Source organism: Pseudomonas sp. ASL4 (genome assembly GCF_056680395.1).
Window position 1 is genome coordinate 4,319,661 of the sequence record NZ_CM155280.1, and the last position, 23,933, is coordinate 4,343,593.

Sequence of the window (23,933 nt, forward strand, 5' to 3'; positions counted from 1 at the left end):
TCGAGGTTTCTCCCTACAGCCCCTAAGTTAGCTCAGGACTCGACGCGGGATAAAGTTCGTCTAGCACCATCATCAGCGCCCGCTTGCGCGGGTTTTCCAGACCGAGCCAAGCCACACCGATACCAGCTCCGCTCATGGGCAGAGTCAGTGGTCGAGTCACTACACCGACTGGCAGTGCCGATGCGGCGCCGCTTGGCAAGATTCCGATACCTAGACCGGCGGCCACTAACGCCAACTGGGTGGTGAACTCGCCCATTTCCCGTGCAATGGTCAGGGTAACTTTGCGTCTGTGAAAACCTGCCAGCATTTGGTCATACAAACCCGGAGCGAACTTACGCGCCAGCACTAGTACCGGACACCCGGCCAAGTCCTGAGGTTTTATACGACGTTGAGTGCACAGCGGGTTTTCTTGCGGCAGCGCTACCACCAATGATTCTTCGAAGAGCATTCGTGTGTGCACGCCAGACACGTTCAAGGGCAGGCGTACCAAGCCAAAATCTAGGGCATTGTCCAGCAAGGCCCGAGCCTGTGGTAGCGAAGGCATGTCCTTGAGTTCCAGTTCGATACGCGGGTAGCGCTGCTCCAGCGTACGCACGAGTAGCGGCAATAAGTGCGACAACGTTGAAGACACAAATGCCAGACGCAAGATCCCAACCTCTCCGGCCGCCGCTTGCTGTAACACCTCAAGGGCGCGTCCAGCCTGGCGCAAGGTCGCCAGGGCCTCGGGCAGAAACAGCATTCCCTCCTCTGTCAACTCGACTCGGTGCCGGTCACGCTCGAACAACTGCGCTCCGACATCGTCTTCCAGAGCACGTATTTGCGCACTCAAGGCCGGCTGGACAATGTGCAGGCGCACCGCCGCACGACCGAAATGGAGCTCTTCGGCCAGGGTTGCAAACGCTTTCAGATGCTTGAGTTCCACAACTTCTCCCGATGCAGTACAGCCGCTTGGTGATCACGAAGGGTGATCACGACATCACCATAAACGATTGGAACGCCAGCGCGATAGCGGTTGAAAGTGGCGTCATAGCCCACTCAAAAATTCAGCGCAGGGAGACTTACATGATCGACAGCTTTCGTCTGAACGGGCGTCGAGCGCTGATCACCGGCTCGGTACGCGGCATTGGCCTGGCCTTGGCCCGTGGGTTGGCACAAGCGGGTGCCCAGGTGGTGCTTAATGGCCGCGATGCCGAGCGCGCCCAAGGTGCTTGCGCGCAGTTGCGCGATGAAGGGCTGGACGTCGATTACTCGGTGTTCGACGTGACCGACCACCAGGCCGTCGCATCGGCGGTAGATGCTCTGGAAAACCACTTGGGCCCAATAGACATTCTGATCAACAACGCCGGGTTGCAGCATCGGCAGGCGCTCGAAGATGTCAGTGCCGAAGATTGGCGCCAGCTGATGGGCACCAACCTCGATGGCGTGTTCAATGTGTCCAAAGCTGTCGCCCGCCATATGATCGCGCGCCGACGCGGCAAGATCATCAACATCGGCTCGGTGCAAAGCGAGCTGGCCCGACGCTCCATCGCGCCTTACGCCGCCAGCAAAGGCGCCGTGCGCATGCTCACCCGTGGCATGTGTGCCGACTGGGCCGGTCATGGTCTTCAGATCAATGCTCTAGCCCCCGGTTACTTCCAGACCGAATTGAATCAGGCGCTGGTCGACGATCCGGCTTTCTCCGAATGGCTGGTGCAGCGCACCCCCGCCGGGCGTTGGGGCAATGTAGAAGAACTCTGCGGCGCGGCAGTTTTCCTCGCCTCATCAGCATCCAACTTCGTTAACGGTCAGACCCTTTTCGTCGATGGCGGCTTGACCAGCGTCGTCTAACTCTCGCAAAGGATTCCAAGATGCCTCAATCCCTGCCAACCCTCTGCGGCTCCATCATGGGCTCGCCGTTTTCGCTCTCGGCAAAGATCCACAATGCCGCTTACGCGGCCTTGGGCCTGGACTATACTTTTGTCTGTTTTGGCGTCGAAGATCCTGTTGCCGCTGTAGCGGCTATTCGCGCTCTGGGCGTGCGCGGCATGAACGTTTCCATGCCCTATAAAACTGCAGTAATGCCTCACCTGGACAAGATCGACGAGTCGGCCCAAGTGATTGGCGCGGTCAACACCATCAACAACGTCGACGGCGTACTGACCGGCTATAACACCGACTACCTGGGCGCGATACGCGCCCTGCAGGAAGTCACTGAACTGAAAGACAAACGCATCGCCGTGATCGGTGCAGGCGGCGCTGCTCGTGCGGTGGTTTACGGATGTTTGCAAGCGGCCGCCGAGGTCACCGTATTCAACCGCAGTGTCGAGCGCGGTGCCGTCCTGGCCGAGGATCTGGGTGCCCGGTGGGGCGGCAGCGTCGAGGCGTTCACGGCCAGGAATTTCGATATCGTCATCAATGCCACCTCTGTTGGCTTCAAGCAGCCGGACAGCAACCCGCTGGACGGCCGTCTGGCCAGTCACCTGATCGTCATGGATGTGGCGTTCATGCCGGTGCAAACCGCGCTGCTGCTGCAAGCCACAGCGCTGGAGTGCCGCACTGTGGCCGGCACCCGCATGTTAGTGCACCAGGCGTGTCGGCAAATCGAGTTGTACACCGGGAAAGAGGCGCCCATCGACATCATGGAGCAGGCCATGCTCCAGGAAATACAGCGGTTGAAATTGTAAGCAATCCAACTACCTGTCAATAACAAGATGCCATAAAGGCACCTGGAGTTACCCCATGACTCATGATCATCCAGCATCCGACATCGCCACGATCAGCGACGCGAAAGAGCACAAGAAAGACTTGCACCGCGCGGCTTGGGCTTGCTCTCTGGGCAGTGCCCTGGAGTACTACGACTTTGCGCTTTACACCCTGGCTTCGGCACTGATTTTCGGGCCGCTGTTCTTTCCTGAACAGACCCGCGCCATGAGCCTGATCGCCAGTTTTGGTACCTACTTCCTGGGCTTTGCGATACGGCCGCTGGGCGGGGTACTGTTCGGCATGATCGGGGATCGCGTCGGGCGTAAGTTCGTGCTCGCATCGACCGTGCTGCTGATGGGCATTTCCAGCACGCTCATCGGTGCACTGCCAAGCTTCCATCAAGTCGGCTACCTGGCACCTGTGCTGCTGGTGATCCTGCGTCTTCTCCAAGGGCTGGGCGCGGGTGCCGAACAGGCCGGAGCGGCGGTAATGATGACCGAATACGCCCCCGAGGGCCGGCGCGGTTTCTACGCTGCGCTGCCGTTCCTTGGCATCCAATTGGGCACCATCCTCGCAGCGCTGGTGTATTTCCTGGTGGTCAGCGGCAATGACAACGTGATCGAAAGCGGGCTATGGCGGTTGCCGTTCTTCAGCAGCGTGGTGATCGTTGCGTTGGGCCTGTACATGCGTCTGTCACTCAAGGAATCGCCGACTTTCATCCGCCTCAAGGCGCTCAAGCGCGTATGCGAGAACCCGTTGAAGAGTGCGATGAAACACTCCAAACCCACGTTGTTGATCGGCATCGGGCTGCGCCTGGGAGAAAACGGTGGTTCGTCGATTTACCAGGCCCTGGCGGTGAGCTACATCGTTGGCGTGGTGGGTCTTCAGGGGCCAGTGGGCGTGCTGACCCTTATCTGCGCGGCCAGCCTTGGAGCGATTACCGTGCCGATTGCCGGCAAGCTCAGCGACCGGTTTGGTCGTGTTGTGGTCTACCGGGCCTTCGCGCTGGTGCAACTAGCTCTGGCCTTCCCTGTGTGGTGGGTACTCAGCCTGGGCAATGTCGTAGCTAGCGTCATTGCCATCTCCATCGCGCTGGGTATCGGTACATGGGGCATGTTCGGTACCCAAGCGGCGCTGATGTCTGAATTGTTCGGCTCGCGTCACCGCTACATGGGTGTGTCCATTGCCCGGGAAGCGTCGGCAGTGATCGCAGGTGGCATTGCACCGATGATCGGTGCCGGCATCATTGCCCTGGTGGTGGCGAGCCATGACGGCGACGCCAGCGCAGGTATCGGCGCCTGGCTGCCAATTGCCTGCTACCTGACTCTGCTCACACTGATCACCCTGTACACCACATTCAAGACCCCGGAAACCCTCAATCGCGACCTGGACGAACCCCGGGATGCCTGGGAAATAGCCAGTGCCGGATCACCAGTACATGTCCAGTCCAGAAGCATCAGAAGTACACGAACAGCGTGACGGCGTAAGGGTAGCGATTCGTTCGGCGATGCTCTCAAAGGTAGAGGGCACAAGCGCAATGCCAAATTAGGCGGCGATGTCTATAGCCCTGTGGTGGGCGAGCCGGCCCCGATCCCAAGTAAGTTGCTGCGATTCAGCAATTGGTGCGGCGTTTCTGGATAGCCGCATTAAACACAATCCCGCGGCCACTGAATGGTTGTAAAAAGGAGCTCTAGGTTGGCTGGATGGAGCGGGGCGATTGAAGTAGTTTTGGGCGGGGCCAGTTGCTGTCGCCGGTGCCCCGCAACCAGCTGCTGGCCGCCCTGGTTATCGCCGCAGGGAAGTCATTCACCTTCCCCAAGAAACCATCGAAGACCTGCAATACACCGACAAGGTCTGGTCGTTGTTGTTGCGCTGGGGGACGACGGACACCGCTGGCCCGGTGCGTCACGCGGTCTATCACCCACGGCCTGCCGAGGTGGGATGCAAGTGTGTCACTGGCTTTTTCGGTGGTGTTAGGTCTGTGCTCGGCACATGCATGAATCGATTCTATCTATGGCCATCTGAAGGTTTTGTCTGAGTAGAGGCAGTTCAGAAGCGGTCAATGCATGAGGCCTTTCTGCCATGCCAAGAAGGGCAGCGAGAGCAAAGTCGGAGTGCTTAACCAAGGCCACTAGGTGCTCACCTCGGGGGCCGTTGCTCCCCGCCATCCAGTTTTTCACTGTTCTCTCGTCCGCATTTGTCCAGCGCATCAGTGTCTTGGTCGCCTGATGGGTTTCTCCAAGCTCCATTTGCAGAGCTCGGGCGATCTCAGCGGCATACTTTTTTTGGGTCAGAAAAGAATTGCCCGTTTTAGTGAACATTTTTCGCTCCCCGGTCTTCTACCTTCTTAAGGGCTATTTCGAAGAAACGCAGTGACTGTTCGCGGCCTGTGACGTGTTACGTCGACCGTGGATCAGGACGAGGGTAATGCCAGTGCGGACGCTCATTGGTGAGGGTGTGGATCACATTGAATCGACTGTAGCCTTGGCTGCGGCATACGTCCGCATGTCTACGGAGCATCAGCAGTACTCGACTGAAAATCAGCTGGACACCATTCGGCTGTACGCGGTCACGCACAGCTTGGAGATTATCAAGGTTTATAAGGACGCCGGAAAAAGCGGCCTGCGTCTGGAAGGCCGTGATGCACTCAAACAGCTTTTTTCCGATGTCGAGACTGGTTGTGCGCATTACTCCACGGTGCTGGTCTATGACGTGAGTCGTTGGGGTCGGTTCCAGGATCCTGATGTCAGCGCAAGCTATGAAGTTCGATGTCGCCAAGCGGGCGTTTCCGTCCAATATTGCGCAGAACAATTCACCAACGATGGCTCCCCCGTCTCGAATATCGTCAAAAGCGTTAAGCGCATGATGGCTGGTGAATACAGTCGAGAGTTGTCGGTGAAGGTCTTTGCTGGGCAATCGCGATTGATCGAGATGGGCTATCGCCAGGGAGGGCCGGCGGGTTTTGGGCTTAGACGTCAATTGGTGGATGCAACCGGACAACCCAAAAATGAATTGGGTCTGGGCGAGCATAAAAGTATTCAGACAGACAGAGTCATCCTGATACCTGGCCCTGCAAGTGAAATCGCGACGGTGCAGCACATTTACCAGCTGTTCGTGGAAGAGGGCAGGAGCGAACGCGAAATAGCTGATTGGCTCAATACTCAGGGCGTACTTAATGACCGATCCGCATTGTGGTCGCGAGGTGCGGTTCACCAAGTATTGATCAATGAAAAATACATTGGCAACAACGTCTGGAACCACAGTTCCTTTAAGTTGAAGCTGACGCGCAAGCGCAACCGTCCAGAGGAGTGGGTGAGGGCCGACGGAGTCTTCCAGCCAATAGTCAGCGTGATCTCACGCTTCCAAACATTCCTGTCTATGGCGTCGCTGGACTTCGAGGCACGGGTGGAATGGAATAGTTTCCATTCAGGATTTATAGGGTAATCGTGGTAATCCTTGCCGGGGCTGACCAGGAACCGCGGCTGAATGCTAGGACTGGCCCAGTCACTGCCAGGGCTTTGGATAAAGCCCACATAGTCTCTGAAGTCGGCGTCTGTCCAGTCCAGCAACGAGAGGTTGTTCGCGAAACTCCAGTTGAGCATCTTTTCCAGACCGTTGATGGTCTTGTAATACTGAAGGTGTGGCGTCTGTGGACTCCAACTATGAGCAATCCAGTTCAAGTACCTATCGGCGTACCAAGCATTGATGAATGGATGGCACGACTCGTCAACTTCGTTCAGGCGGGCTGAGACGTAAGCATTGACCGGGAACCGTTTTACTTGGTTGGGCTGCCAATGGTCGTACGATGGAAAGATTGGAAAGGGGATGAGGATAAGCCTTCAAATTGCTGATTTTTTGAGAAACGGGGTTTTGTGCAAACGTGACCGGAGGTTAGTTGTGAGCGTCGCGAATTACGGACACTTCCCGCAACCCCCGAAACCCGTGGTCTCTAGCGCCTCCATTTGCGCTCAGGACACTTTTTCTCGGAAGGTGTCCTGAATATTTGAAACTTTCTCTCGGAAAGTGTCCAGATATTCTGCAAATTTTCAGGAAGTGTCCAAAATAAGTGCAAAACATCAATGTTTTAGGAAAGGCGTCCAAAATAAGTGTAAGTTTCTGGCACTGAAAAACCCCGAATCCCAAAAAATACGGAAACTTTTTAGAACGATTAGGAATAAAGATCGCGCGACTTATTGGTTGGTGAGCATAAAAAACGTGTCAATATATAGTTTATTATTGCATGTTTAATGTCGCTGCACTTTTGTGTGTTGTTATTTTTATACCCGCAAAACTCCCATCATGTAAGGCTCCACCTCTTCGTGGGCGGTTTATTTTTACGAAATTAATTTAAACAAATTGTCTGTCAATATATGTATAAATAACACTTTTTCACCTGGATCGAGACTCTTGACCCAACCCGTCTTGGAAGTAAAACTAGCTCGACTTTCGCAACGCCGCTCTTTAAAAGCCAGTCAGTGATAACCACCACCTACAACTAACGGAAAGGGTGCGAATAGATTGAGGGTAACCTCGGCTATTGGCTGTCCGATGAAAAAGGTAGGCGGAATGAGTAACAAGAACAAACCTTCAAGAGACAAGAGTAAACCATCGTCGTCGCTTGGTAGCGCACCGTTGAGCCCAACTACCATGACGGCGACAAAACTGAACGTGAAGAGCTCGCAGAGCAGTGTGGCTCGATACGAACTTGCAAGTGAGCGGATGCCGACTATCAAGCAGTATCTCAAGGGTGATCTCACCGCCGTAGAAGCGGCTCAGGTTATTGGTATTAAACCTTCCGGGTTTCACAAAATCATCCGGAGGGTACGCGCACATGGCGGTGATCTAAGCGCGGTGACGGCAGCCGCCCCCGGGCGACGAAATACGCCGTTGGAGTTCCACGCCGAGATGGAGCAGCTGATCGTGGACGCGCTAGTGGCCTACCAAGGAAAAGCCGCAACGATCGAAAAGGTTTGGGTGACAGCGCAAATTCTTGCCGATGAAAGAGGGCTCAAACGGCCCAGCTACCATGCTGTACGGCGAAGACTGCTGCTAAAGGGTAAGCGATTCTTGACCAAGTTGCGTATTGGTAACGTCGATGCAGCTGATATCTTCGAAGCGCGGCCAGGCTACAAACTTACAACGCGCCCGCTTGAGTGGGTACAGATCGACCACACGCGTGTTGATCTGATCGTCGTTGACGAGACAGACCGTAAGGTGATCGACCGTCCCTGGGTGAGTTTCGCGATTTGCATCCATACGCGGGCGATCGTGGGTTTCTACCTCTCCTTGCTTCCACCCAACGGGGTCACGGTAGCGATGCTGATCGAGAACATCGTTCTCCCGAAAACCAGCATGCTGGCAAGCCTTGGGCTGGATGAAAGCACGTGGCCGATGTATGGCGTACCCGAGGTCATCCATGCAGACAACGCGGCGGAGTTTCGCTCTGAGGCGTTAAAGGCGAACCTCAAGCGATTTGGCGTCAAGGTCGAACACCGAGACGTTGGCAAGAAGCATCAGGGGGGACACATCGAGCGCCTTATTGGCACGATGATGAGTTCACATATTCATTTTCTGAGGGGGACGACCTATTCGAACACACAGCAACGCGGTGATGAGGATAGTGAAGGTAGAGCATCTTTTACTGTTTCAGCGCTGAGGAAGTTTTTCGTATGCGCTATACATGCGTATAACGACCGTCAGCATAGTGCTATCAAAATGTTTCCTAGCACGAAGTGGAAGGAGCATTTTGCGCATCACGCCCCACCATCGCAGATCGACGAGTCTCTTCATCAACACTTCAGGTATGTGCTCTATCCCGAAAAGCCGAAGCTGATTCGCGCCGGCGGGATCGAAATGCATGGTAGGTTTTATTATGCCCCATGCCTGCAGCATAAAATTCGTGATGAGCTGATTGTAAAGTTTGACCCCAACGATCTCTCATATGTTTTGGTAGACCTTGAGAAGGATGGGAAATATGTAAGGATACCGGAGCATCGGAACGAGGCGAATCGAAGCCGAGACTATGCCTATTACAGGGTAGAGAGGCAACAAAAAGGTGAGCGGGATGGAACCTATTCTTCTGAAGCAACTGCATCATTAGCGCTTGGTGAGGCAATCGCAGAGGAAGAATACCGCAAGACAGCAAAAAGTAAGCGGCAAGCGGCTAAAGAGGCTGGTAAGCGTGATCAAAAGCAATATACCGAATCTTTGGCTGCGCAGTCTCAGTATGCGAACCAGAACGAAGTGGTTCTGGTCGATCAAATGGAACATCTCGGCTCAGAGGCGAAACAAGCGACTGATAAAAAGCCAGCTAAACCAAGAAAAGCTCAGGGAAATTCGAGCCGACAGGGGCGCGCTCGCTTGAAAAGCATTGACGGAGCGCGAGCGGTGACCGAGCAGGGCTGGCGGGGGTTTTCGAAGAGCAATACGGCTGAGCAAATCGATTTCGATGCGCCGCCAACAATTTACTGAATGCTATTTTGGCGCCAGTTGAATAACTGACGCTGGCATTTTGAAAGTCAGCAACGGTGGTTATCACGTGAAAGGTATTTGTTTCGGCATTCGCTGAAAGTAAAACTGCGCACATAGAACTTAATAACTCGGCTCGAGAGTTTATGAGCTGAGGCCTTTGTGCGCCTATAGAAAGACAAAATGAGAATTTCGTAAACTAATTTTGGAGACAATGATGGATCTTTCTCATGCACACAGCAGTTGCCACCATCTATTTCAATTGAGTGATCAGGAGCGAGCACGAGCTTGCCTGAAAGACTTTTTCATTCACCATCCTTCTGCGGAGCGCCTGTTCAAGAAGATGGACATGATCATGTCCATGCCGCGAAAAGTGGTTGCGCCCTGTTTGTTGTGTTTGGGGCAAGGAGGGGCAGGAAAAACGACTACGGTTGAGGAGCTTCAGCATAGGAACGCGACGTCCTCGAACCGAATCGTATTCGTCACGATGCACCAGAACGCAGACAACTTGGGGCTGAAGGAGCTGATCCTTGCGGAGATGGGGTTGGATACGAGTCGTAGGGCTCGACAGAGCAGGCGGATCACCCCGGAGCTCCAACACATCATCAAGTCCGAGAACATCAAAGCTATTGTGATCGACGAAGTACATGATGCTCTCACGCTTTCTCCGTTCCAACGTAAGATCAATCTTTCTCTTCTGAAGAACCTTTCTGGCGCGACCTATGGCCTATCAGTGTTTGCCTTTGGTGTTCCAGATGCGGCCCGTTTCTTGAGGGAAGATCCGCAACTTGCAAGGCGCTATGCGGTACATAACTTGGAGTCTTGGGAGAATGGTGAAGATTTTCGGAACTTCGTTTTCAGTTACATCCATCGGCTGCCGCTGAAAAAGCCTACGGATTTTCGTGATCAAAATCTGTGCTTGGCGATCATGAAAAAGTCTTTGGGTATCACCGATAACATCGTGAAGATTCTTCAAGCTTCTGCTTGGGCTGCTATTGCGGACGGCACGGAATGTATCACGCTGAACCATATCCTTGACGTGGAAGACATTATGGCTCAGGAGCTGGGCACTAGCCTTCAAGGTTTGGAGCAAGTGGGGTTGGACAGGGAACGCAATTAATGAACCCATCTCAAGCCATAAAAGTGGCTCGAGAAATATTGGAGGGCGATTTTGCCCTTCATTATTTTACCAGTGAACATTTGAACCTCATGCAGCGCCTAGAGGAATCCATTCTTTCACCTAAAAGTGAAGTGGTACTACTGCAAGGAAGCCCAGGTTGCGGCATTACCACTTTGCTCAGTAGGCTCGAGGCGCTGCACCCTACAGTTACAGAGCTATTAAAAGGAGATGTTTATATCGGCAATTGGGATTTTGTTGATCATCTATGTGATGCGTTAAATGTACGCCGCGGAAACTACAGTAGAAAAAATCTTCCACCGTACTTGTTCAGGGTGCTTTCGATTATTAAGTGCAAGGCGATACTGATCGACGACCTGGATATTTATATCGCTAATGAGGGCGAAGTAGATCAGGTGTTTAGAACAATCAGAACGCTGTCATCTGGAGTGCCTGGTTTGACGTTTGTGCTCTCAACGCGGAACGAACGACTTGCAAATCTATACTTCAAGTATGCACAACCGAACTGGTGGAGCCATGGCATACGACAAAGGATCTCGGTTGAAGAGTATCGAGATATCGAAAACCGTTTGTGGGACGGCCTGAATGAAAACCACTCACTCGATGTGGTGAAAATAAGCCTGGAATCCTTCAAGCCTAGCTATGGGTTGGATATCCAAAGCGTAAACAGAACACTTCGATTGCATTTTGTAGAGTGTTTCCTGCTGCAGCAAGGAGTTCTGGAGATTTTGAATGATTTCAACGACCTTGAAGAGTATGAGTCCTATGTTCAATCAATCTTCTCTTCCTGAGCCCTATCCTGATGAAGCTTTGTCGTCATGGATGTATCGAGTCCGGGAAATGATCCCAGAGCCGGCAATCCGGGCGCTGAGCGGTATCAGTGATCATGACCGCGAGAGCTCTCCTTTGGTGACGCCTTACCTGAAAGTGCAAGGAAGTCTGGGCGCAGACTTGGACTTCAGATTTGAGCGTCCAGAGATTCTTGCGTTTACACAAGCCTATGATATATCTCTGGATTGGATCAAGAGTGTCTTCTCACCGGCTAGTGCTAAAACCATTCCAATATCGTTTCGCTCAGATTATTGCTTGCAATGTATGGAAGAGTCGATCGCTGAAGTCGGTTTTCCAGTCTATTTGAAAAGTTGGCGTTTGTTGCTTAATCCTTTTTGCCAGAAGCATGAGTGTGTACTTCAAAGTACCAATGCATATTTATATGGTTCGATCGATTTTGGCATGGGTGTTTTTGAGCATGGCTGTTCTAACCCACACCAGTTAGAGCGGGAAAGAAAGTGGCTAGCGAAAGATCCTGAAGTTCAAAAATTGAGCAGGGCGGTCGTCAGTCGTATTGATTTTCTACTGAGCCAAGCTGAAGACGTTGTAATACACGACAAAGTACAGAATTTTATAATGACGCTTTTGCGCATAACTCTCATGCCGAAACTCTGGGGTAACTATTCGTCGATCATAAAGTTTACAGTCCAGGCCGGAGAAAATTTTGAGAGCATGGAAGAGATACCGATGTTCTATCAGCTACCGCTGCGTGTAACTGGCATGGTGCGTGCTCGGTCATTCTATCTGATAGGGCTGCTGTTAGGTTGGATTGATGAGGAGCAAGCTGGAAATGCCAGGCCAAGCGATGACATCTATCTGGCAACCTCAGCCACTACCCTCTGGCGTCCTGTTAAAAATTCGACTCGAATTAAAACTATACTGCAGCTGTACAGTACGGAACTACTAGGGGTGTCAATGATAGCTGGTTGGGAGTATTTTGATGTTTAAATATATTTTCCCTCTTTACTGGGTTCCCAGTCTGCGCGTGCGAACTTCCTCTTCAAATTTTTATGCGATCACGCCTATTTGCTTTGCGATAGATTGGGAGTCCGGACGTATTGTATCGCATGCATTCAGCTATGGATTAGCTCGTACAGACTTACTCGGCCTTGGAATGCTTGCGCTTCGTGAGAAGCGTGCACGCTCAGGAGGCTCAAATTACATGTTTCGCAGTGCTGCGGGTGATCTGAGCTTGGCTAAGCGTAAGTTGGATACTGATTACGCTACGCTGTCGTTGACTGATCAAAGACACTGTGCAAAACCCACGACATATGACTGGCATAGGGTTGACGTGTTGTTGGGGCACTTTTTTTACGATTGGTCTAATGATTTTTTAAGTCAGCTTGATAATTTCAGGGTTGTCAGTCCTGAACTGCTTATCAGGCTTATAGAGCATATGGTTTCTCGGTTTAACCGTTTGATTGAGTCGGGCGATATGACGTTTAAGGTGCTGGATGCGAAGCGAACTCCTTGAGAAGATTACTGTTGGCGCTAACTATCCAGGCTTAAGCGGGATTCAACGTGCGGAACTCTATGCCTCGTTGGGCCATTATCGCTTCTGCGAAAACCGTAACGATCTTACTGATCACAGGTGCGGGCAAGACCCAGTTGGTGGAGTTCCCCAAGGTTCGAAAGCGCGGAAGAGGACGTCCCTTCTAATATCAATCAGCTTTTGGAAAAGCAAAGATCAAGCAGATCGGGGATAGAAAAGCACTGAGTCTAGCAACAAGTGGCCCAGCTGACTCAGGTAGTCAAAAGGAGAGAGGTTCTCGATCAGCTTCTTTGACCCGAAGCATTTCTCCAAGAGCGTGAGGCGTGAATTCCTTCGATATACTCACAACATCATCACTGCCCCGATGCTCCCGGGTTCTGAGCGGGAGTACCTGACAATACATATCACCGGCTTCCTGGCTAGCCACTGCAAGCCACGTATTGATGGCGTGGTCATCAAGTCGGTGCATAACAAATCTGGAAGCAACATCGTATTGTTCTCGCACGTGGTGTGTCCTGCCAAGTCGGTCATCTGGGAGCTGAATGGAGTCCACGGTATCAACGACCCCAAGTCCTCCGGCAAGCCGTACATTGAGTATGTGAATGACAACCTGGTACATCACGCGATTTAGCGTGTGGCTTACAGTCATGTCGGTAAATCTTTCCCGGATGGTCAGTTTGAAGCCGCTGTCGACTACGAACGGTGACTGTGTATCGCTGATTCATCGATTGGCATCGTGCTTAATTGTGAACTGCTGGTTTCACCCCTTGAGGCTCTTGAGGGCTTGACTGATTTAATGTTCCGATTACGGACAAGGGTGCTCGTAGTGAAAGCGCCGATTTGTCACTGAAGGAGTTCTAAGCATGGGGTTAACGAATCGTAACGAGTCTGAGGTTTTTGCTGATCTTGTCACGCTCACGGCGCAACCTGGATACGTTTACGCGATTGCGCAGATCTGCCATCGAGACACCCTAGTCACCTACCGGAATGAGTACACAGCCGATGACCTGAGCGACCTGTACGACCCCGAGCGCCTGATCCGGACGGAGATCAATACGTTGCTGGGACTGATGATGCGTCAGCCGCTCGACCTCACTCTGCCTGAGCCAAGCCAAATCAAAGCGTATGTCGCGCGCAGCGATGAGTTGATGGCCGAGTTGCACGATGCCATGAGCGGCTCAATGTTCGATACGCTGATAGGCAATGCAGCAAGCGGCGCAGATCACGAAAACGTTTGGAAGGGCGCCATGATGCGGGAGCCCATCTTCTACGGCTCTGAGTCCGCCTACAGTTTTCAATACCGCGACTTCTTCTTGGAAAAACACAGCTGCGATGATGACTGGCTTCGACAGAACAAGGGTTTCACGAGCCGTCAGGCACAGCAGGTTGCCCAGGCGATGTGTTCGAGCATGGACTCGCGTGCTTCCAAGCTGTACCTGGGTGACAAGGTCGCTAAGCAAGCTGCCGATGGCCTTCTGGCTCATTTCGAGTTCACGGCAGAGCAAGTCAGTCAGAAAACCGGATTGGACATTGGCATCGTCCAGGCCGTGTTTGATGCCCTGACATTCAATGGTGACAACGCTGCGTTCCAGGAACTTGGTGATTTCAACAGCGTGGCCGCTACACCGTTGCTTCCTACTGGTCGCGGGTCAGTGCTGCTCTTCATGCATTACGCAATCTACGAAGCGCTCTACGAGTCTCCTTTCTTCTGGATGAACGTTGACCCCCTTTACCGGCAACAGGCGTCCGACAATAGGGGGGGATTTGTCGAACAGTTTGCTTACAGACGATTGGCGGCAGTCTTCGGCGCCGACAACGTTTTCACAAACGTCAATCTCATAAAAAAAGATGTCGTCGCAGAGGCAGACGTTTTGGTCATCTTCGGCGATCGAATGATCATCGTTCAGGCCAAGGCGAAAAAACTCACTCTGGCCGCTCGTAAGGGCCACGACGGCCAACTCAAGATCGATTTCGCAGCTGCAATCCAAAAGGCGTCTGATCAAGCTTGGGAGTGCGCCACCGCCATCCTCTCCGGCACATGCCGCCTGGTCGATGACAAGGGGAGGGAGATAACTCCACCCCAGTCGATTAAGGAGATCTACCCGTTCTGTGTCGTCTCTGATCACTACCCCGCGCTGGCGTTCCAAGTCAGCCAGTACCTCAAGTACCAGACAACCGAGATCGTTCAACCTCCCTTGGTTATGGACGTCTTCCTGCTGGACGTTCTGACGGAAATGCTTGATACACAGCTGCGTTTGCTCAGTTATGTGCGGCTTCGGGCGAAGGCGGTCAAATCGGTGATGACGAGTCACGAGTTGACGGCGCTGGCTTACCACCTGCATCAAAACCTCTGGCTAGACCCAGACCTCAGCATGATCTCGCTGCATGACTCCATCGCGGGTGACTTGGATGTCGCCATGACGGTCAGGCGAGAAGGGGTGCCTGGCAAGCGGATACCGCCCGGCATCCTGACGCACATGCAGGGAACGCTCTACGAGCGGTTGATCATGCAGATCGAGCGCCGTGCTGATGTCGGTGTGCTGGAGCTTGGCTTTGAGCTGTTGTCTATGAACGATCGGTCGTGCCGGAACATTCACGAAGGCCTGGCCGGCATCACGGCCCTGGCAGCGAAGGACGGCAAACGTCATGATTTCACGCTGGTCGTTGATGAGGGCAAGACCGGCATCACGTTTCACTGCAATCCAAATCCCGATTCGTCAGCGATCAACGACCTGCAGTTGCACTGTGAGAAGCGTAAGTACGTTCAGAGGGCGAACGTGTGGTTTGGAGTCTCGCTAAGCCCGGCGGGTGATATTCAGTTCGGCATGACCTACGATGCACCTTGGGTTCGCTCCGCCGCGCTGGATGAGCTGACCAAAGGCATGAAAAGTCCCATGCGGATGGAGTCTGTGATCAAAACCCTAGAGAGGAGCTTGCGAGTCGAAAAGCCAGGTCGCAACGATCCGTGCCTCTGCGGGAGCGGGAAGAAGTACAAGAAATGTTGCTTATCCTGATTCCAACGCCCTGGGGCACTTTGTGCCCCTTATGGGAGATTTCACTTGAGACGTGTCTTTCTCGACTCCCGAGCTCTGTCATTCCTACTAAATTGCCCTCCCACGAAGGCTGTTTCTCAATATCACGTCAGATTGACCGCGTGGGAGGACAGTTAAGACTGGACTTCAATCAGTCGCTCGATATCATTGCGCCACTAGGCAGGAAGTGGCTATATGACATCGCTCGCAGTATCTACTCACGGGACTGAGATTCGCAAAAAGGCGCAGAAGGGCCTGAGCGCCAATTTGCTTCGAGCGATGCAGGTCGCCGGCAGCCGAGATGACGGCAAGCCTAAGAAGCTCAGTCAACAACTACTATCCGATACGTCCGGAGTAGCTCGCTCCACGATCAGCAAATACCTGACACAAGAGTCCGAAGCGAATCCAGACTTGGAGACTCTTTGCCGACTCGCGGCCACGCTGAACATCTCACCAGCGCTTTTGCTGATGACTGAGGACGACTGGCTACACCTGGCACATGGGTTGGTGACGGTAGCTCAGACACTCAATAACGAGCAGTTTGACTCGATTGCCCGTGAACTTGGGCAGGCTTCCCAGAGAAATCCTCTTAATCGAGCCGATGCTGTCCTGAAGATGGCGGAGCACATCGGCGTCAAACAGCGTCATGAGTTCGAGGTGGAAACACCAACCCAACGCAAGGTGAAGCAAGGCATTTTGACCACCGCTGCGTTACCCATGCATCCCAAATTCCAAGACGGAATCTATGCCCAGTTACTGCCGCTCTGCATCGTCATGGGCGCTCGTATTATCGACCAAGGAGATCAAGCATGAACCTGCAAGACGTTATCTCGACCACCGATATTGAAAAGCTTCTAGCTGTTTCCGATGTAGACGACATCAGCGCATTGGTGAACTACCTGACCGACAACGGCGCCGGTCGCCTGGCACTTGATGGTGATGTCTGTAAGCGCCTGGTTGCTGCGCGTGATACCGGTCGGTACTCGGCGGGGGATCGTGAATTGATCGCCAAAGAAGTCCGGCTCTTTGGTGGCAATTCCATTCTCAACCTGTTCCGCAAGGACGGCGTTCCATATCAGGAAATCGTCGAAGACGTTGCCAAGCATCTGAAAGTCAATTTTGGCAAAGACCCTATCAACGTCATTGAGCAGGAAATCCTCGGAAAGATTCTGTCCCGCGCGTTTGAGCAGATGTCTGAAGAAGAGCGCAAGATCATCCTGGATGAGTTGGGTGTTACCAGTTTTTCCACCGCAGGGCCCGCTGCCGCTATTGCCACGATCTGCGCTGCGAAAGCGGGTGGATTCGCAACCTACAAGCTCGCCGCCATCGTTGCCAACGCCATTGCAAAAGCCATCTTGGGTAAAGGTCTGTCCTTTGCCGTTACTGGCCAGATGATGCGGACAATCAGTGTCGCGATCGGCCCGATTGGCTGGGCTATCACCGCGCTCTGGACAGCTGCTGATCTGGCGAGCCCTGCCTATCGTGTGACCGTTCCTTGTGTGGTGCAGCTCGCTTACATGCGCCAAAAAGCGATCATGGCTTTGAGTGCAAAAACGTGCGGTAACTGTAATGCCAGCATGGTTCGCACTTCTCGCTTCTGCTCCGAGTGCGGTGCTTCTGCTGCAGCCTGATCAGTGTGTGGGTACTGCACAGATTGCCCTGCGCGTTATCGAAACGGCCTACGGGTCGTTTTTTGAGGTGCGTGTCGGCATTGTTGTTTCTGGCTTCGTCCAATCTGCCCCTGGTTATTGACCCCGCTCGTAACTCTCATGAGCAGCAAACGTCGAAACTTTGGTGCGTTCGGGTAGGGTGATAGCGAATGCTGTCACGTGGGTGCAACTATTTGCCGGGTGCCCGAGTGGCGTAAGTAAGCAGCGCTCTTTCCTGCACGCGGGTCTGCAGGGCGGCAGGGTGTACTCGATAAACGCCTCGCGCCACACGTACCGTGAAGTGCTTGTAGGTTGGGCTATGTTGCCCAGTCCGCATTTCTGAATTTGAAAGGAAGCACCCCGTGTAATTTGGACTCAAATTCGGGAAGGCCGAAATAACCTCTTGGCGCGTGAAGTCGGTTCCATTTCCGATGAGGCCATCAATGAAGGCATCTACCAGGTCTGTGCGAAGACTCATTGTTTTTCTCCAGGGGTAGGTTGATCAGGGGAGCGTTTGTAGATCGCTTTGTTAGCGCTATTACGAGTTTCCCATTCGGCCAGGCCGGCACTTTCTGCTTCCTTGCGGAACCGCTTTCCGAACGATTTTCTGTCGCCGGTAGACATCGAGTCCCACGTCTGCGGTGAAATCACATCGTCGAGAGTAAATATCTCGCCGACCTTAAGCTGCCGGACTTTTTTGAGGCATGCCTCGAGAACGTCTGCTACGACAACCCCCACGAACGACGGCTGCTCAAGTGCTTCGCGCAGCAATTCATCCAGCACGGTTTCCACGGAACTGTTGGTTTCTGCACTCCGTGAAAGGAGAGCAGCGAGGATGTCATTTTTTACTTCAATATTGATGTTCATGGGTAAAAACCTTTCTTCTCATCATGTGATGAGATAATGCGCTGATCAGGCATGGTTTTCAAACCTTTTATGATGAGAGGCACATGATTTTTTCGGGGTTGGAGGCGCTAGGCAGAGAGCGGGCGGGGTTCAGCAGCCCTGCATTAAGCTCTAGGAGCACATGAGTCAGTGGATGGTGGCACCAGTTTTCGGCCATGTATGCAGTGTTGATGGCTTGCGTGTAGCCCAACTGCGCTCTTGCACCTTGTCTTTGCACAGGTTGATTGAGATCATTTGGCCATTATCGATGGTCAAGAATTTTCAAGCCGGCACCATTGGCAGGCTTGCTCAACCTTAGGGAGTTGGTGCAATGACGGAACGACTCAAGGATGAATTTTTGACCTTGGTCAGTGGCCTGGTAACACCGGATATCGTTGTTGCCAGCACATCGGTCGCGGAGTTGTTAGGTGGTGAATCTATCGTTGGGAGCGATGGCGGATCGATAGAAGGGCGGTTAAACATTCCCGAATACCAGCGCCCCTATCGCTGGCAAATAAAGCACCTTCAGCGCTTGCTGAAAGATCTGACTGAATATTTTGCTCCTCCTGCAGGGTCGACTCCGCCTAAGCATGATTTCTACCTGGGCAGCGTTATCGTGCACCAGACCCGCGAACCGGGTAGACGCAAAGATCAGCTCAACATCATTGATGGCCAACAGCGACTGATCAGCCTGGCATTGCTGGCTCACTTGCTAGGGGATCGGGTTCTGGCCAACGGGCTGTTACTGGCTTCGCCGGAATCTCAGATGCGTGCCCAGCAGAATCTTAATTGGCTCAAACAACAGACTCTACCCAAGGTGGATTTTTCCAAGGTGAATGTCACCTTGGTCGTGACCCGTCGTGAGGATGATGCTTACCGTTTCTTTGAGACGCAGAATACAGGTGGCGTTAGGCTCGACGGTGCGGCGATTCTGAAGGCTCACCATTTACGCGTGGTGCCGCAGGCAGATCAGGACGAGCATGCGAGACGATGGGAGGCTTGGGGGGAGCTGAGTGGCACGATGGACGCGGTAATGAAAGCGCGCTATTGGCAGACTCTTAAGTGGCGCAGACTCTCCAGCCATCGCCAACCTATTAAGGCCCGCGAGGAAATCGTCACTGAATTGGCCGAGAGCACAGGGCGCGGCGCCGATGTGGCCTACCGCATGGCAAAAATCAGCCACCATCTTGAAGATGAGACTCACCAAGCGGTAGGGCGGGGGTATGCGATGCGTCAGCCGCTGAACGCTGGTGCGAACGTCATTCATTATCTCGATTATTTTCAGCAGTTGAGAATAAATGTGTTTGTGAGTCGCAATGACTCCAGCCTTATCTCCTTTCACCAGTTTTACGATGATTTGGTGATTAAGGCGAATGGCAGTGAGTTTTTACGAAAGCTTTTTGATAGTGCTGTGTTGTTGTACATCAGCCAGTTCGGCCGCCAACGGCTGTTGGAAGCTGGGTATTGGCTGTTTCGAGTGGTTTTTGCCGCGAGGCTCATAAACGAAAAAGCAGTGCGTGAAAGCACGGCTCAGAGTTTTGCCGAAAAGTACCCAGTGCTGGACTGGATTGCCGGCAGCTTCACTCACGATGAGTTGATAGAGACGTTGAAGAAATTCGATTACCCGATTGCCAGCCGACTTGATGAAAACAGTGTGAAATTCAGGTTTGTTCGAGCCGTGCAGGGCTATTTTTCTATGCCTTTGATCTCACCCGGTGAGACGCTGAGTGACACATTCGACAACGAACTAAAACAGGCCATCAGTCACATGCTTGAAGTTCCTTCCTTGAATCGAGCAGGTGCGCAATGAACGCGAGTGTACTTTCCTACGTCCAGGCACCTTCACTGCTGTGCGCTGCTGACATTGCTCTGATCATTCCTAGCTACCAACGGCCGTATGTCTGGCCAAGCGAAGATGTGACCGGTCTATTAAATCAGATCATTGCTGCTTGTGATGCCGAAGCTCCTCACTATTACATCGGCACGATATTGACCTCCGCAGTCACTCAACTCTCACCTCGCGGCGCACGTACAACATACGAAGTCATTGATGGGCAGCAGCGCATGACCACGTTGATGCTCCTGGCCCTCGCATTCTCTGCTGTTGCGCCCAGCAATCCTCTCGCACGATTCATCATTCTGGACAATAAGCCCCGGCTCGTTTTTGCCATTCGTGATGAGGTTCAGCGGCTGTTCGGAGACTGGGCCGGGCTCGAGTCCGCAGAGGGCCCTAGGAGGTCATCGCCTGCCGACGAAGCTTATCTCAAGCATTTAGCTGCAGCCCGGAAAGCCCTCGCCGATCATTTGGATACGTTGCTCGACCAGGAAGGTGAAGAGTATGTCATCAAGATCGCTGAGTATATTTTTTCGAAGGTGAGATGGGTCAACAACATCATGCCCTCTGGCATGGATCTGAATCGGCTTTTTTCGACCATGAACAACAGCGGCGTGCAGCTGGAACAAAGCGATATTCTGAAGGCACGGCTGCTGGGAGTCATAGAAAAACACAAGCTTCGCTACGATGCGATTTGGCAAGCCTGTGAGAACATGGAGGACTTCTTCGAGCGCAATCTCCGGCGGGTTTTCCCCTCCGCTGACTGGAAACATCTCAAAAATGATGACCTCACTCGGTATAGCGCCGCGAGTTTCCCTCTCCGGAATACGGCCGCACAGGTGGAGCAGGGGGTAAGCATTGCCCAACTGGCTAAACAGACTGTACCGGAAAATGATGAGACGGGAGAGAAGCCAGAACGCGTCCGATACTGTCGCCCAATCATTAGTTTCAGCTTGCTGTTGATGCACACCTATCGTATCTACCAGCAACAGAATGGTAATGAAGATGTCGAGGTGCGACTGCATGACAGTCGCCTGAACGAGTATTTTGAAGACTTCATAGCTCACGCAGGTGAGAAAGAGGCCAAGGTCTTCATCGAATGCTTATGGCAGGTGCGATATCAGTTTGATCGCTGGGTAGTAAAGTGGCTGCCAGAGCCCGACAGTGAAACCTGGCACCTGCGTCTTACAAACGTTCAATTTAGTAAAACCGAACTAGGATACAGGCTCGCTCGCACCTCTCTAGAGAGCAGCGATCTGAGTCAACTGCAAAGTGTGCGCAACTTCACGGGTGAGCGCAGTGCGCAGTATTGGTTGACACCTTTCCTGGGTGATTTGGTGGCAGGCAAGGCCAAAACGCCTGCGCGCGTGCTAGCGCTCTTGGAGCGTATCGACAACGAACTTTCTCTAGCTGAAGAAAGCCAGAAAGAAGCGAGCTTTGCTTTGCTGTCTGGCAATCGTCCTGCCATGCGTGACATCGGTGGTGTCCTGGAAGACTTGAAGGTGCCTCAGGGAACACGCTTTGAGCACTACTGGTTCCAGAAACTCGAATACATACTCTGGCGTGAACGTGGCCAGTTCAATTTCTACGACTCAAAGAAATTGGGTACCTATCGAGTGACCTCCAAGAATTCCGTAGAGCATGTTCACCCTCGGAAGGAGGAGTTCGGCCGCCTCATGGATCTGAAGCATTTGGACAGTTTCGGTAACCTAGTGCTTTTGAGCCCTGGTGAAAATTCCTCTTATAGCAACCAGAGTGTCGGGAAAAAGCGAGAGGACTTCAAAGGCAAAGGTCGATACGACTCGCTCAAGCTCGCACATATGTTCAATGCCAAGGCTGATCGTGAATGGGATGAGTCAGCGATTGAGCGTCATCAGGAGAAAATGTTGGCCTTGATCTCCCGTCATTATGGTCAGGCGGAAAATTGATAGAAACTGGCTAAACGGTGCGCTTTCGTCTCATGGCCATGCGGCAAAGCTCACTCGCATGCCTACACGTGGAGTAGCCGGGAAGGCATTAGCGGATGAGCGCAAATCCAGGTCGGTTTAACGATGGTCGATGGTTCTAATGTTTAGGATTCTGCACCACCTGCCACTCCCCCAAGCCTTGCTAGCCCCTGCTTGATGTACCCGGCATTTTCACCAATTTTTTGAAGTGCCCCGCGTGCATTTTCGCACGCCTCTAATAACCCGCGTTGCTCTTCCAGCAGGACGAGCTCCATCAGCGCTGCTTCGATGGCAAGTTGATTTTCGTACAGTCTTGCCAGCATGTCGGGAAGTGAATATTGCTCGACCATGTTATCGACTCCATTCGCTTGGAGATCAGAGCATAGCAGTGGTTCACGCACAGCCCACAATGTCGCCCCGGAGGGCGTGCGCCGTCAGCATCGAGTAAGGCTGTATGAGCCAGGCAGCATCAGAAAAGACACGCTATTGAGTTGTGAGCGGATGGGCAAGATTGGATGATCTTCGGATCGCTATCTGACTGAGGATTCTATGACGAACACCCACCAACTCATTAGTTTGATAATCGGATATGTCCGTGGCTGTGCGCTTCATCATTTCGGGTATGCACCTGAAAATATCTTCAGATGGCCATGAGGCTTCCCCTCAGGCAAGCAGATGGCTAGCGCGCCTAAATCGGCTTGGCTGGAGAAGGGAAGGGAGGCCGCGCAGGAGTAACTGTGGGAATGCCAAAGCCAACCTTGCTTTTCCTGGCGGCTGCGGCGTTGAGATCGACAGGATTAAGGCGAGCTAAGCTTATCTGAAGGCCGAACTTCTTGAATACAGCTTCAAGGGTCGCGAGAGTCGGATTGCCGCTATCGACCTCCAGCTGCGACAGAGCCCGCTTTGAAATTTTGCTGGCCAGTGCGAACCGCTCTTGGCTCACGCCCAGAAGATTTTCACGAAGACGCTTAACGGCGCCGCCAAGCGTCAGTTTCCCCTGGGCGACCTCATCGGCCACTGCTTGAATGTAGGCCTTGCGCTCTTCTAGGGTCATCTCTTTCATATCCACCCCCATTCCTTCAGGCGAGTCCCAGATTGTTGATAGAAGTGCTCTTCGCACTGCGAACGCAGGTATCTTGCCAGGCGCCATTTGCGAACACTTGGACGGTGAGTTCTTTGGTCATCACAAACTAGTGATTGGCGCATTATAATGCACTAATACGTGATGAATGAGGGATGACAGCGCATTAAAATGCGCTGATCCAGTGCGCATCATCTTCTCCGTGCTTTTTCAAAATACAACGAAAAATCCCAGCACTGATGGCTTGGACTCTTCGATCTGACGGCTTCTGCTTTCGGAGCGGAGCTGTGTGTGTCAAAAAATATGCAGCAGCGTCTGGATTTGCTAAATGTGTTAGCCCTACTCAGAGCGATGCCAATGACGCTGAACCGTGGTCTTTGCCATTCCCAGCTCCCTCGCGATTTCAGCCTGCGAAAGGCCTTGCTCTTTGAGCGCTTGAACTTCCTCTCGCATTTTTGCCGCAGCGGTAACGCGAGGGTGAGGCGTCTCTTCAATTTCCAGCGGAATCGAAGCCTGCAGTAGCGCCATATCCTGGAGATCCTTTTCAGCGATCTTCAGGACATCGCCGGCGCTCAGTTCGTCTTGTGCACCACACACCAGTGCCATGAGGGCAACAGGGCTGAGCTCCAAAACTCTGGCGAGCTCAATGATGGCTTCGAGGCTGGGGGAGGTCATTTCATTTTCGATGCGGCTTACATGCGACTGAGTGACCTTCTGGCTCAGCTCATGCTGTGTGAGGCCACGCTTTGTTCGCAAAAGCTTCAGTGCTACGGCGAATGCGGTGCGCACAGACATTTTTCCGTTCCGTTAAAACAGATCTGTATGCCGTGATTGCCATGATCCACTCAAATGTATATATTCATACGAGTGGATCGATTCGGCTCGTTTGCGGATT

General features: G+C 52.8%; 19 protein-coding genes and 1 pseudogene. 14 read left to right on the forward strand and 6 right to left on the reverse strand.

Annotated features, from left to right (window positions below):
- Window positions 1-22 precede the first annotated feature (22 nt).
- Entirely contained in the window at window positions 23-922 is a 900-nt protein-coding gene (locus AC1MEW_RS19405; RefSeq protein WP_322268582.1) for a LysR family transcriptional regulator, read from the reverse strand.
- Between the two features lie 140 nt (window positions 923-1,062).
- On the opposite strand from AC1MEW_RS19405, the gene AC1MEW_RS19410 reads away from it, so the two are divergent.
- From AC1MEW_RS19410 to AC1MEW_RS19420, 3 genes are read left to right on the forward strand one after another with little or no spacing between them, the layout of a single operon-like run.
- A complete protein-coding gene (locus AC1MEW_RS19410) occupies window positions 1,063-1,827 on the forward strand; it encodes an SDR family oxidoreductase (RefSeq protein ID WP_322268581.1) in 765 nt (254 codons plus the stop codon).
- Window positions 1,828-1,847: 20 nt separating this feature from the next.
- The gene (gene aroE, locus AC1MEW_RS19415) at window positions 1,848-2,663 is read left to right on the forward strand and encodes a shikimate dehydrogenase (RefSeq protein ID WP_480423206.1); all 816 of its coding nucleotides are present in this window, start codon (window positions 1,848-1,850) and stop codon (window positions 2,661-2,663) included.
- Between the two features lie 55 nt (window positions 2,664-2,718).
- A complete protein-coding gene (locus AC1MEW_RS19420) occupies window positions 2,719-4,161 on the forward strand; it encodes an MFS transporter (protein ID WP_322268579.1) in 1,443 nt (480 codons plus the stop codon).
- Between the two features lie 494 nt (window positions 4,162-4,655).
- Here AC1MEW_RS19420 and AC1MEW_RS19425 read toward each other — a convergent pair whose 3' ends face one another.
- Window positions 4,656-5,003: a hypothetical protein gene (locus AC1MEW_RS19425; RefSeq protein ID WP_480423207.1), complete on the reverse strand. Its 348-nt coding sequence runs from the start codon at window positions 5,001-5,003 to the stop codon at window positions 4,656-4,658.
- A gap of 184 nt (window positions 5,004-5,187) precedes the next feature.
- On the opposite strand from AC1MEW_RS19425, the pseudogene AC1MEW_RS19430 reads away from it, so the two are divergent.
- The 9 genes and pseudogenes from AC1MEW_RS19430 to AC1MEW_RS19470 all read left to right on the forward strand — a co-directional run.
- Window positions 5,188-6,027: pseudogene (locus tag AC1MEW_RS19430) on the forward strand (recombinase family protein); the annotation flags it as partial.
- Window positions 6,028-7,248: 1,221 nt separating this feature from the next.
- Complete coding sequence (locus AC1MEW_RS19435) at window positions 7,249-9,153, forward strand: transposase (RefSeq protein ID WP_480423208.1); 1,905 nt, start codon at window positions 7,249-7,251, stop codon at window positions 9,151-9,153.
- Window positions 9,154-9,367: 214 nt separating this feature from the next.
- Window positions 9,368-10,270 carry a TniB family NTP-binding protein gene (locus tag AC1MEW_RS19440; RefSeq protein ID WP_480423210.1) on the forward strand — a complete coding sequence of 301 codons (903 nt, stop codon included), beginning with the start codon at window positions 9,368-9,370 and terminating at the stop codon, window positions 10,268-10,270.
- Window positions 10,270-11,079, forward strand: coding sequence for a hypothetical protein (locus tag AC1MEW_RS19445; RefSeq protein ID WP_480423211.1), 810 nt, complete (start codon window positions 10,270-10,272; stop codon window positions 11,077-11,079). Before AC1MEW_RS19440 ends, AC1MEW_RS19445 begins: the two co-directional genes overlap by 1 nt.
- On the forward strand, window positions 11,021-12,067 hold the full coding sequence (locus AC1MEW_RS19450) for a TniQ family protein (RefSeq protein ID WP_480423213.1): 1,047 nt from the start codon (window positions 11,021-11,023) through the stop codon (window positions 12,065-12,067). Before AC1MEW_RS19445 ends, AC1MEW_RS19450 begins: the two co-directional genes overlap by 59 nt.
- Window positions 12,060-12,593, forward strand: coding sequence for a hypothetical protein (locus AC1MEW_RS19455; RefSeq protein ID WP_480423214.1), 534 nt, complete (start codon window positions 12,060-12,062; stop codon window positions 12,591-12,593). Before AC1MEW_RS19450 ends, AC1MEW_RS19455 begins: the two co-directional genes overlap by 8 nt.
- 881 nt (window positions 12,594-13,474) lie before the next feature.
- A complete protein-coding gene (locus AC1MEW_RS19460) occupies window positions 13,475-15,625 on the forward strand; it encodes a nuclease-related domain-containing protein (protein WP_480423215.1) in 2,151 nt (716 codons plus the stop codon).
- Window positions 15,626-15,838: 213 nt separating this feature from the next.
- On the forward strand, window positions 15,839-16,456 hold the full coding sequence (locus AC1MEW_RS19465; protein WP_167362870.1) for a helix-turn-helix domain-containing protein: 618 nt from the start codon (window positions 15,839-15,841) through the stop codon (window positions 16,454-16,456).
- Entirely contained in the window at window positions 16,453-17,274 is an 822-nt protein-coding gene (locus AC1MEW_RS19470) for a YaaW family protein (protein ID WP_480423217.1), read from the forward strand. The genes AC1MEW_RS19465 and AC1MEW_RS19470 overlap by 4 nt, the downstream gene beginning before the upstream one ends.
- A gap of 492 nt (window positions 17,275-17,766) precedes the next feature.
- On the opposite strand, the gene AC1MEW_RS19475 is transcribed toward AC1MEW_RS19470, so the two are convergent.
- Entirely contained in the window at window positions 17,767-18,159 is a 393-nt protein-coding gene (locus AC1MEW_RS19475) for a DUF1413 domain-containing protein (RefSeq protein WP_480423218.1), read from the reverse strand.
- 349 nt (window positions 18,160-18,508) lie between these two features.
- On the opposite strand from AC1MEW_RS19475, the gene AC1MEW_RS19480 reads away from it, so the two are divergent.
- The gene (locus AC1MEW_RS19480; protein WP_480423219.1) at window positions 18,509-19,987 is read left to right on the forward strand and encodes a DUF262 domain-containing protein; all 1,479 of its coding nucleotides are present in this window, start codon (window positions 18,509-18,511) and stop codon (window positions 19,985-19,987) included.
- Window positions 19,984-21,939, forward strand: coding sequence for a DUF262 domain-containing protein (locus AC1MEW_RS19485; protein ID WP_480423221.1), 1,956 nt, complete (start codon window positions 19,984-19,986; stop codon window positions 21,937-21,939). Before AC1MEW_RS19480 ends, AC1MEW_RS19485 begins: the two co-directional genes overlap by 4 nt.
- Window positions 21,940-22,082: 143 nt before the next feature.
- On the opposite strand, the gene AC1MEW_RS19490 is transcribed toward AC1MEW_RS19485, so the two are convergent.
- The 3 genes from AC1MEW_RS19490 to AC1MEW_RS19500 all read right to left on the reverse strand — a co-directional run bounded on the left by AC1MEW_RS19490 (window position 22,083) and on the right by AC1MEW_RS19500 (window position 23,833).
- A complete protein-coding gene (locus tag AC1MEW_RS19490; protein ID WP_480423222.1) occupies window positions 22,083-22,307 on the reverse strand; it encodes a hypothetical protein in 225 nt (74 codons plus the stop codon).
- 338 nt (window positions 22,308-22,645) lie between these two features.
- On the reverse strand, window positions 22,646-23,020 hold the full coding sequence (locus AC1MEW_RS19495; RefSeq protein ID WP_480423223.1) for a helix-turn-helix domain-containing protein: 375 nt from the start codon (window positions 23,018-23,020) through the stop codon (window positions 22,646-22,648).
- A gap of 357 nt (window positions 23,021-23,377) precedes the next feature.
- The gene (locus AC1MEW_RS19500; protein ID WP_480423224.1) at window positions 23,378-23,833 is read right to left on the reverse strand and encodes a helix-turn-helix domain-containing protein; all 456 of its coding nucleotides are present in this window, start codon (window positions 23,831-23,833) and stop codon (window positions 23,378-23,380) included.
- Between the last annotated feature and the right edge of the window lie 100 nt (window positions 23,834-23,933).

Coding starts and splice junctions, on each gene's coding strand:
- AC1MEW_RS19485 (WP_480423221.1), top strand. CDS start 19,984: ATGAACGCGAGTGTACTTTCCTACGTCCAGGCACCTTCACTGCTGTGC.
- AC1MEW_RS19475 (WP_480423218.1), bottom strand. CDS start 18,159: ATGAACATCAATATTGAAGTAAAAAATGACATCCTCGCTGCTCTCCTT.
- AC1MEW_RS19470 (WP_480423217.1), top strand. CDS start 16,453: ATGAACCTGCAAGACGTTATCTCGACCACCGATATTGAAAAGCTTCTA.
- AC1MEW_RS19445 (WP_480423211.1), top strand. CDS start 10,270: ATGAACCCATCTCAAGCCATAAAAGTGGCTCGAGAAATATTGGAGGGC.
- AC1MEW_RS19465 (WP_167362870.1), top strand. CDS start 15,839: ATGACATCGCTCGCAGTATCTACTCACGGGACTGAGATTCGCAAAAAG.
- AC1MEW_RS19495 (WP_480423223.1), bottom strand. CDS start 23,020: ATGAAAGAGATGACCCTAGAAGAGCGCAAGGCCTACATTCAAGCAGTG.
- AC1MEW_RS19410 (WP_322268581.1), top strand. CDS start 1,063: ATGATCGACAGCTTTCGTCTGAACGGGCGTCGAGCGCTGATCACCGGC.
- AC1MEW_RS19480 (WP_480423219.1), top strand. CDS start 18,509: ATGACGGAACGACTCAAGGATGAATTTTTGACCTTGGTCAGTGGCCTG.
- AC1MEW_RS19435 (WP_480423208.1), top strand. CDS start 7,249: ATGAGTAACAAGAACAAACCTTCAAGAGACAAGAGTAAACCATCGTCG.
- aroE (WP_480423206.1), top strand. CDS start 1,848: ATGCCTCAATCCCTGCCAACCCTCTGCGGCTCCATCATGGGCTCGCCG.
- AC1MEW_RS19500 (WP_480423224.1), bottom strand. CDS start 23,833: ATGTCTGTGCGCACCGCATTCGCCGTAGCACTGAAGCTTTTGCGAACA.
- AC1MEW_RS19440 (WP_480423210.1), top strand. CDS start 9,368: ATGGATCTTTCTCATGCACACAGCAGTTGCCACCATCTATTTCAATTG.
- AC1MEW_RS19460 (WP_480423215.1), top strand. CDS start 13,475: ATGGGGTTAACGAATCGTAACGAGTCTGAGGTTTTTGCTGATCTTGTC.
- AC1MEW_RS19490 (WP_480423222.1), bottom strand. CDS start 22,307: ATGGTCGAGCAATATTCACTTCCCGACATGCTGGCAAGACTGTACGAA.
- AC1MEW_RS19420 (WP_322268579.1), top strand. CDS start 2,719: ATGACTCATGATCATCCAGCATCCGACATCGCCACGATCAGCGACGCG.
- AC1MEW_RS19450 (WP_480423213.1), top strand. CDS start 11,021: ATGATTTCAACGACCTTGAAGAGTATGAGTCCTATGTTCAATCAATCT.
- AC1MEW_RS19455 (WP_480423214.1), top strand. CDS start 12,060: ATGTTTAAATATATTTTCCCTCTTTACTGGGTTCCCAGTCTGCGCGTG.
- AC1MEW_RS19425 (WP_480423207.1), bottom strand. CDS start 5,003: ATGTTCACTAAAACGGGCAATTCTTTTCTGACCCAAAAAAAGTATGCC.